The organism is Bacillus sp. UNC322MFChir4.1 (assembly GCF_000746135.1).
Taxonomy (GTDB): domain Bacteria; phylum Bacillota; class Bacilli; order Bacillales; family Bacillaceae_G; genus Bacillus_A.
This window is the reverse complement of the sequence record NZ_JQKQ01000058.1, coordinates 1-9,445: the sequence shown is the minus strand read 5'-3', so window position 1 is coordinate 9,445 and position 9,445 is coordinate 1. Positions and strand designations below refer to the sequence as shown.

At 34.7% G+C, this 9,445-nt stretch carries 10 protein-coding genes and 1 pseudogene; 8 read left to right on the top strand and 3 right to left on the bottom strand.

What is annotated here, in order from left to right:
* Positions 1-388 (bottom strand): annotated as a pseudogene (locus BR72_RS16815) (alpha/beta hydrolase); the annotation flags it as partial.
* A gap of 481 nt (positions 389-869) precedes the next feature.
* Complete coding sequence (locus BR72_RS16810; RefSeq protein WP_035434719.1) at positions 870-1,313, bottom strand: Lrp/AsnC family transcriptional regulator; 444 nt, start codon at positions 1,311-1,313, stop codon at positions 870-872.
* A 154-nt stretch (positions 1,314-1,467) separates the two neighbouring features.
* Here BR72_RS16810 and BR72_RS16805 point away from each other — a divergent pair, with 154 nt between their 5' ends.
* Together BR72_RS16805 and BR72_RS16800 are read left to right on the top strand one after the other, a co-directional pair.
* On the top strand, positions 1,468-2,766 hold the full coding sequence (locus BR72_RS16805) for an APC family permease (protein ID WP_442852848.1): 1,299 nt from the start codon (positions 1,468-1,470) through the stop codon (positions 2,764-2,766).
* Between the two features lie 188 nt (positions 2,767-2,954).
* The gene (locus tag BR72_RS16800; protein WP_035434717.1) at positions 2,955-3,620 is read left to right on the top strand and encodes a DUF1349 domain-containing protein; all 666 of its coding nucleotides are present in this window, start codon (positions 2,955-2,957) and stop codon (positions 3,618-3,620) included.
* A gap of 283 nt (positions 3,621-3,903) precedes the next feature.
* Here the strand turns inward: BR72_RS16800 and BR72_RS16795 are convergent, their stop codons facing one another.
* Complete coding sequence (locus BR72_RS16795; RefSeq protein WP_035434716.1) at positions 3,904-4,311, bottom strand: ribosomal maturation YjgA family protein; 408 nt, start codon at positions 4,309-4,311, stop codon at positions 3,904-3,906.
* A gap of 418 nt (positions 4,312-4,729) precedes the next feature.
* Between BR72_RS16795 and BR72_RS16790 the strand changes: the two genes are divergently transcribed.
* The 6 genes from BR72_RS16790 (at position 4,730) to BR72_RS16770 (ending at position 8,664) form a co-directional block, all read left to right on the top strand.
* Positions 4,730-5,794, top strand: a complete 1,065-nt coding sequence (locus tag BR72_RS16790; protein WP_035434715.1) for a DmpA family aminopeptidase — start codon at positions 4,730-4,732, stop codon at positions 5,792-5,794.
* Positions 5,795-5,965: 171 nt separating this feature from the next.
* Entirely contained in the window at positions 5,966-6,100 is a 135-nt protein-coding gene (locus tag BR72_RS26470; protein WP_331280395.1) for an aminoglycoside 6-adenylyltransferase, read from the top strand.
* A complete protein-coding gene (locus tag BR72_RS16785) occupies positions 6,097-6,729 on the top strand; it encodes a class I SAM-dependent methyltransferase (RefSeq protein WP_035434714.1) in 633 nt (210 codons plus the stop codon). Before BR72_RS26470 ends, BR72_RS16785 begins: the two co-directional genes overlap by 4 nt.
* 39 nt (positions 6,730-6,768) lie before the next feature.
* Positions 6,769-7,665: a PhzF family phenazine biosynthesis protein gene (locus BR72_RS16780; protein WP_035434712.1), complete on the top strand. Its 897-nt coding sequence runs from the start codon at positions 6,769-6,771 to the stop codon at positions 7,663-7,665.
* Between the two features lie 42 nt (positions 7,666-7,707).
* A complete protein-coding gene (locus BR72_RS16775; protein WP_081904917.1) occupies positions 7,708-8,211 on the top strand; it encodes an NUDIX hydrolase in 504 nt (167 codons plus the stop codon).
* Between the two features lie 33 nt (positions 8,212-8,244).
* Positions 8,245-8,664, top strand: coding sequence for a GNAT family N-acetyltransferase (locus BR72_RS16770; RefSeq protein WP_035434710.1), 420 nt, complete (start codon positions 8,245-8,247; stop codon positions 8,662-8,664).
* Positions 8,665-9,445 lie beyond the last annotated feature (781 nt).

Sequence of the window (9,445 nt, the reverse complement as noted above, 5' to 3'; positions counted from 1 at the left end):
TAAGGAGTAGCGGTATGGTAGTTCCTTCAATAGCTCCTGGAATTTCCACCGTCTGATGGACCAAGTTTCGTTCTTTTATTACAGGTGTTCCCATGCTTTTTATCCCGCTTCCGCCACTTTGTGTCCACCAGTTTTGTAATGTGTTTGCTGTAAACTTGGATTGAAAAGCAGCAGACGTCAACTGGAGTGCCTCTGCATACTTACCTTGCTGGAGATATTCAAAAAATAATGATGTACGCTCCGTTAAAGAGACTAGTTTCTTTTCTGCAGATTGTTCCTCACGTGTATCTGCGTGAATAGCTGTTGTAAGCGGGAAAGATGAAACGCCTAAAGAAAAGAGTAGGGTAAAGGAAAGTGCTGATTTTTGTATTTTCTTTTTTTTATTCATGTTTTAACCTCCAATATGTGATGGTAAAAACAGGTATGGTAATTAGGGTTCTGGTGCAAAAACTTCAAAATATCTGCAAGTAATCTCCCAAACCTTTTTTCACATGCATATTAACCCTAGAAACAATCTCTCTTCCTTCAAACGATTTTGTAAGTTGATTTGTTTTTAATATAAATGACATATCGTTCTCCCCTTCACTTTATATTTTGATTATACGAAACAAAGCTCTCGTTTTTCTTACTTAATCCTTACAAATTCCTTAAGTGTATAAAATTTGTAAAAGAGGTACCGCCACACATCCATCAAGTTAATATTGTAAAGTACCCCAAAAACGAAAATTTTCAATTTCTACAGTTAATGAATTAAAAAGTATCAACTGTTTTTTCGTTTTGAGGAGAAATACATTTCTTAACGTATTAATCATTCGTTCAATAACAAAAACCTGAATTTATAGAGTGATACCTTTCAATTTAAATGAAACTTAGCAATCATGAACAGGGAGCAAAGGGCGATACATAATAGGTGATGAAAGTACTACAGATGTGTTTAATTGTCCGAAAGGAATAAGTCGATCTACGAGGGCTGTTACATCTTTCATTGAGGCAACTGCCACTTTCATAAAATAACTATTTGTTCCAGTCACTCTATGACACTCTAGAATATCCATTTCCTCTTTAATGATCTCCTCAAATCGGTGGCACTCTATTTTTAAGTTTCCTATTTGAATGATTACAAGTGTGTCTTTTCCAATTGCCTCATGAGAAATACGTGCTGTAAAACCTTGAATGACCCCATTTTCTTGCAATCGCCGTAAGCGCTCATTTACACTAGGGCGACTAAGATTCAATTTTTTCGATAACTGAATAATTGTTATTCGGCCATCCTCCTGAAGGAGTTCTACTATTTTTCGGTCAATGTTATCCAAAGTTATCCTCTCCTCTTCCTAATTGTAAATAATTATATTGTTATTTATTCAAAATATAAAGTTTAAACAGTCTAAAATATTCAATAGTTTATATAAAATAAGGAAATAACTTTCTATAATGAAATTATACATAAATAGTAAGGAGAGGATGATTTTGTCACAATTATTGAAGCAAACCATTTCAGTTCCACAAGGTATCGCCTTATATGTCGGAGCTGTTTTAGGATCTGGAATTTTGATATTGCCTGGTATGACAGCTGGTATCGCGGGGGCAAACGCATTAATTGCATGGACCATGATGATACTTCTTAGTATTCCATTAGCCTGTACATTTGCCTTTCTCTCAATTGATTTCCCTAGTTCAGGAGGAATATTGACCTTTGCGAATAAAGCTTTTGGGCATTATGTAGGCGCTCTCTCTGGATGGTTTTTTTTCATTGCAGGAAGCGTAGGACAAATCATTGTCTCATTAACAGGTGGGACTTACATAGCTTTTGCATTTAACTTGCCACATTTTGCTGCTTATGTCATTGCAAGTGTATTGCTCATCATTGCGGTTATCGGAAACTATGTGGGATTACAAACAAGTGGGAAAGTTCAATTATGTTTGGCCGGGCTTACATTTTTCATTCTATTGAGCACATCAGTGTTAGCTTTTCCAGTTATTAACCTTGAGCGCATAACACTCCATATTACAAAAAGTAGCCTCATTCCAATTGGTCAATCTGCAATGCTCATTTTTTGGTCATTTTTTGGATGGGAAGCTATCTCCAGCTTAGCACCAGAATTTAAAAATCCAAGAAAACAAAACATCATGCGATCTACATGGGGAGCTATTGTTATAATCGGTGTTTTGTACTTTGGCATTATTTTGGCTGTAATTGGTACGGAATCCTATTCAACAGTAGAACAAACTGTTAATCAGGCTATGAATAATGCAGCGCTAGCCCAAGTTGTGGAAAAAGTTGCAGGGGTAAATGGTGCCTGGGTAACAGCAATTCTCGCTTTTATTATATGTTTAGGAACAAACAACGCGTTTGTTGCAAGTATGAGTCGGTTAGGTTATTCCTTATCTCATGAACACCTAGCACCCTCATGGTTGGATCACATGAATAAAAAATATTCAACCCCTAGTCGTGCGGTTTTATTAGTAGGATCGATTGCAGCAATGGGTTTATTGTTAAGTTTTATTTTTGACATTGGGTTAGAACAGTTAGTATTTATTCCTAACTCATTAGCAATCGCCACTTATGTTGTTGGCACGGCAGCTGGAGTGAAGTTGATTACAAATGTCTTGGGGAAGGTGTTAGCTGTAATAGCTTGTATACTTTGTCTTGCGGCTTATCCTTTCATCGGTTCTTTTATCGCGATTCCAATCATTGTAGCCGTTTCATGTATTGTATATATCATTTGGAGAGAAAAAAGGGAGAAATATCGTGAAGAAGAAGCGTAGTTCCTTTCCTTTCAATGTTAAGAACGTTTGAACTCAGCTACACGAAAGTTCAGTTTATTTCCATCCTTAAGTTGATGGGCATGAGTAGAAGAACAAGAAAGAAATTATGAGCCGTTTTATGTTTATTGGAATATTTGATAAAATCATTATTATGGTAATAATTGAGAAAAAATAGGAGGATATATTCGATGAATTCATTAGCATTATATGAAACGTTTCGAAGTGATACGATTCATTCCAGTTTAAATTGGTATTGTCAACCAGAGAATTGGAATATAATGAAGGAAAGCGCTGGTCTTATCATTGAACCTAATGAGAGGACTGATTATTGGCAAAAAACTCACTATGGTTTTGCTGTTGATAATGGGCATTTTCTTTATACAGAAATGAATGAGGATGTCATTATTACGACTAGAGTACGATCATATCCTGTGCATCAATATGATCAAGCGGGACTAATGGTTCGCTTTTCTAAAGATTGTTGGATCAAAACATCTATTGAATACGAACCAAATGGCTCATGTAAACTTGGCGCAGTTGTTACAAATCATGGATACTCAGATTGGTCTACTCAAAATTATACTCAGGGGCCATTAGATTTATATTTTCGTATTCGTAGGGAATCTGGAGATTATATCGTCGAATTTTTGGAAGCTGAAGATGATAAAACGCCTTCTCTAAGTGAACTAATGGAACGAGAGTGGAATCAACTACGAATTGCTAGATTAATGGAAGATACAGAGGGACAAGTATTTCAATGTGGGGTATATGCTTGTAGTCCACAAGGAAAAGGTTTTGTGGCCGAATTTGACTTTTTATCTATCGAAAAAGGAGTTCTGGTACAAAAAATATGAAAGAACAAGAATAAGGTATACTTGTACTGAAATGATACCTTATGTTATAAGTCAAAACACTGGATACATAAAAACTTCGTGTTATTTGAATATGAAATGAATATAAACATGCATAAAGACAACCGGTTATTCGAATGTTTGTTCAATCGTTGTACTGAAAAAGCAGAAGTAAATTATTTCATTAAACGACGTAGAATGTATATTAAATGTACAATGGGCTAATACATGGAAAATCTAAGCTACATGTATTAGCCATATGTACGAATACAGGTCTAGAGGTTAGTTATATCAGTTTGCTAGGTTTTCGAATCCATACAAATAACATTTCGCTTATCACACCTATTCCAATGCCTATTGCATAAGCCAATAAGTCACTCCATAAAAAGCCATAACCTAATATTAATCCACCTAAAATGGTTTCTCGAACATGATCAATCCAACTAGCATGGTACAGTTGGCTAAATTCAATGATATAGCAAAATGATATAGCTAGTAACGCAACGGTTTTTGTATGAGCACTTTTAAAAATAAAACCAAAACCAACAAAAATCATTAACGCCCACAGTGCATCTCCTAAGTATGTATTCAAAATATGTGGTAACACATGAGCTATTCTTCTTGATGTTAGCCCTAATATAATTACAATGATGGTCATCATTGCGTATAGTAATCGATTGCGTTTAAATGTCATATGCAAATTGCTCCTCAAAGTATTTTTTCAAAAATGAATAGGTGAATGATTTATATTTTTTGCTTATACATTAAAATGGTGTCACGTGTTGCAAATATGTTCTTTTTATGAATACAGATTGTAGTTTATATCATTCCTGTAATGAGAGGATTTTTATATAGTATAAGATGAATAACAATAAAAGGAAATGTTCGATCGTTGTTTCTATATAGTGGATTAGTGGTGTGGAACGTATAAAAGGAGTTGCTTCGTTATTTTTTGCAGTTGTATTTTTTTCTGTGGTTTGGATATATCTTCTTTATTGAAAGAATTAGCAACAAGTTTCTTTAGGATCTGTCCTAAAGAATATTTTTCATAAAAATAGAATCAACTATAATCTGATTTGAACACATTTGTTTGGAAAAATGGAGGTTTATTTATGTTAAGGCAAAAAAGAATAAGAGATTATGGTGTGAAAATAGGACGCTTAGAAACAGGCTACTATAACTCTATTACAGATGTTGAAGGAGTTACTGTTGGGCATGTAACTCTTAGTGATAAGGATATACAAACAGGTGTCACAGCTATACTTCCTCATCAAGGCAATATATTTAAGGGAAAACTAATTGCCTCAAGCCATGTAATTAATGGATTTGGCAAGACTATGGGAACTATACAAATCAATGAGCTAGGTACATTAGAATCTCCCATAATTTTAACGAATACATTAAGTATCGGAACAGCTGCAGATGCATTAATTGAATATATGCTAGAACATAATCCAGAAATTGGACGAACGACTGGAACCGTTAATCCAATCGTATGTGAATGCAACGACATGCTATTAAACGATGTTCGAGCTAGATTTATAACTAAAGAACATGTTATTCAAGCATTAAATAATGCCTCATCCGAAGTTCAAGAGGGCACTGTTGGAGCAGGAACTGGCATGCTGTGTTATTCATTAAAAGGTGGTATTGGCACTGCCTCCAGACGAATGAGAATGGAACATGGAACTTATACGATGGGTGTTTTAGTGTTATCTAACTTTGGAATCTTGAGTGATTTAAAAGTGAATGGAAAAGCTGTTGGAGAAGAATTGAGAGATGCTATCATGCAATCGCGTGAGGAACAAGATAAGGGTTCAATCATCATAATTGTTGGAACGGATCTCCCTGTATCAGAAAGGCAGCTAAACCGGATTATAAAAAGAACGATAACAGGCTTATCTCGTACTGGTTCTATCATTACAACTGGAAGTGGTGAGGTGGTAATTGGTTTTTCAACAGCTACAAAAATATCCCATGAAAAAACTGCACATTGCATTTCGGTTCCAATGATTCACGAAGAAGATATAGACTTAGCATTTCGAGCTATTGGTGAGGCTACTGAAGAGGCTGTTTTGAACTCATTAGTGACTGCCACACATGTAATTGGACGAGATGGAAATGAAAGACCCACTTTCAAAGATTTATTAGATAAATACGACATTCAGTTAACGTAAGAAAGTGTAAAGTTTTTTTATAAGTGATATTCCTTCCTAATTACCGATAGCACTTATTATGCGAAGGGACTTTTAAAGATTTTGTGATATTTTGGTTTTTCGTTAGCAAAAAGTGTTTTCATGTACAGTAAACATCTTTCAGTCTAATGCTTTTTTTCTATAGTTTAAAACATTTTTATCAGACAATTTGATGAGATGGTTTCTTGGCAGATTGATATAAAATATGATTTCGAAGTTCTAACTGGAAAAACTGGAAAGTATTTTAAAAACTTTCTTCTTGAATCGTATGGGGGATGCAGGAGATGAATCACCAAAAAGAATACTGGAATGAAGTAGCGAATGAAAAACAACTTACTACACCTTTTCAATTTGAATGGTTTTCAAACTATGTGAACAAAGAAGCAGCTATATTAGATTATGGATGTGGATATGGAAGAACGTTACTTGAGCTAAAACAAAATCAATTCATAAAGTTATATGGTGTAGATTTTTCAGAGGAAATGATCAAGCGAACAAAGTTACATAATAATGATATCCGTTTTGAGGTGATTGAGAGTGGAAAGATTCCTTTTCCAGATCATTCTTTCGATGCAGTGTTGTTATTTGCGGTATTAACTTGTGTCTATAAGAATGAAGAACAGGAAGCCATTTTACAAGAGGTGAAAAGAGTATTAAAGCCTGGGGGCGTTTATATTAACGATTTCTTACTGAACGATGATGAAAGAAATATAAATCGGTATAACCAATACTATGAAAAGTATCATACATACGGTGTATTTGAGTTACCTGATGGAGCTGTGTTACGTCATCACAATGAGGAACGAGTAAAAGAATGGACAAGCGATTTTCAGCAGTTAGAATATGAAAAAGTAGAATATGTGACGATGAATGGCAACCGCTCTAACGGATTAGTATATATGGGAAGTCTGAAGTAATAGATTTCTTGAATTTTATGTAATGAAGGGATGAATCCATTGAATACAGTAACAGTTTATCATTATGATGCATTTAGCAATAAACCAAATAAGGGAAATCCAGCAGGGGTTGTTTTACATGCTGACAAATTAACAGATGATGAGATGCAAAATATAGCTTATAAAGTGGGATTTAACGAGACTGCCTTTTTAATGCAGTCAAGCGTAGCAGATTGGAGAATTCGTTATTTTACGCCAGGATATGAAATGGATCTTTGTGGTCACGGAACTGTAGCTGCCATTTACGCACTGCAGACTAAAGGCTTAATCAAAGAGACAGGAAACTTTACGATTGAAACGAAAGCAGGGGTTTTACCAATACAAGTAGAGTTAGGTTCCAACAGTAGACCATACATAACGATGGAACAAGCAAGTCCACAGTTTCAAAAATTTCAAGGTTCAAGAGAAGAGTTAGCTGCTTCGATCGGTTTACATGAGAATGATTTAGAAGAAAATTTACCAATTGTATATGGAAGCACAGGGAATTGGACTTTATTGGTTCCTGTGAAAAATCTAGCATCGTTTCAAAAGATGAAACCTAACAATAAGTTATTTCCATCTATCTTAGCAGAAATGCCTCGAGCTTCCATTCATCCGTTCTGTTTTGAAACATACGACTCAAATGCTCACATGCATGCACGTCATTTTTCATCAGCATATGCTGGTACAATAGAAGATACAGTAACGGGCACAGCTTCCGGAGTTATGGGAGCATATTACGTTACGTTTATTGATAAAGAGTTTAAAGAGAAAAAAGAACTTTTAGTAGAGCAGGGACACGAAATGGGAAAAGATGGACGAGTAAAAGTAATGGTGAGAAAAGAATGGAATGACTCTTTAGAAGTTGAGATTTCGGGAAGTGCGGTGTATGTAGATGGGTCAGAAGTTAATTTTTAAAAAATGAATCATTTGATTTAAAAGAATGGAGGTATTCAGATATTGAATGCATTATTAGGAATTTCGGAAATTGATGAAAACAAAGTTAAGATCAACTACAGAGAAGCTGTCAGAGCTATTATTATTCAAGACAATAAGATCCTTCTCGTTCATTCTAACTTAGGAGATTATATATTTCCTGGAGGAGGGGTTGAAAAGGATGAAAGTCATGCAGAAGGATTAATGAGAGAGGTAGCTGAAGAGACGGGTTATCTTAACTGTGTAATTAGAGATAAAATGGGTGTGGTCGTTGAAAGGCATATAGATAAATATGATGAGAATGCTATATTTCAAATGAATTCCCATTATTATTTTTGTGAAGTGAATGGCGAGAAAACCGCTCAAAAATTAGAAGGCTATGAGCTTGAACAAGAATATACACCACAATGGGTAAGGCTTGATGAGGCGATTAATCAAAATGAAAATATCATTAACCAATGTGAACAAAATTGGTGGATACATCGAGAAAATTTTGTTTTAAAGGAACTGCATAAAATCAAAAGTTAAATTCATGATATAAAAGAAAGTGGGAGTGACAAGTTGAATATTAGAGTAGCAAATGAATTAGATTATCCTGCTTTAAGGCTGATATATTTAGAATCACGTCGTAAAAATTTCCATTGGGCGGACATAGAGGAAATGACTTTAGAAGATTTTGATAAGGATACTGTTGGGGAGTATATTATTTTAGCAGAAGAAAATAATCATATTCTTGGATTTGCTTCTTTATACTTGCCAGAAAACTTTATACATAATTTATTTGTTCATCCCGATTTTTTCGGTAAGGGTGTTGGTGGTACTTTGCTTGGTGCCTCTATAGAAAAAATGAATAAGCCACTAAGATTGAAGTGTGTATCTGAGAATAAAAAAGCAATGAAATTCTATGAAAATAAAGGTTGGAAGAAAGTTGTTGAAGAAGGAGAACCCGGAGAACGATATTGGGTTATGGTATTTGAATGAAAATATATAAGGAAGAGCCTGTTGATTAGGCTCTTTTTTGTTGAACTTATGTTAACTACGTAAGATGGAAACACAAAATTACACTGCTAATCCTTAATCACAAATAATTTAGGGGGGAGAGGCATTGATACATGCCATCAAGTCACGAATTTTTTATAATCATTTGCTACTTTGTCCCAAGTTACAAGAACGCTGGTACTGGGCTAACAAAACAAAATCCCCCCTAAAACGTTAAAAATTTTTTTCAGGTGTTGCGGGTTATTCTTTGAATTGTTGCTGTCCACTTACAGGAAGTCAGTTAATTTATGCTCAAAATGTGTCTAAACGTGCACGATTTTCCTGAAATAATATGTGCCCCTCAATAGACTAGGCATAAAAAACAATCTTTAACTCTTCTTTTCTCATAACCTAGTTGGTTTTAAAATTACGAATAGATATTATTTTTTAACTATTTTTTGACAAAAAACATCTTTTGTGGAAAAATATACATTGTGATAAATTTCTAATTTAACATATTTCCAAAAGAATTCCCCTTCCTCAAGGAATGAGAAGGGTGAAGCCCAATGAGTAGGGAGGGGATGAATTTTGGTTGGCGTAAGCCAAAAGGTTGAAAAAGGAATTTCCTCAAATTAGATAGAATGTATGTAAAGAATACTTTTGATCTCAAGGTTATTGTTTGCTGGCTGTGGGCAGTTCGCTATTAGAAATGCTAAAACAATACATCGAAACTTAAGGACAAAACTAACGGGGGGTGATGACAATGTTGTTGAATCAAAAATAT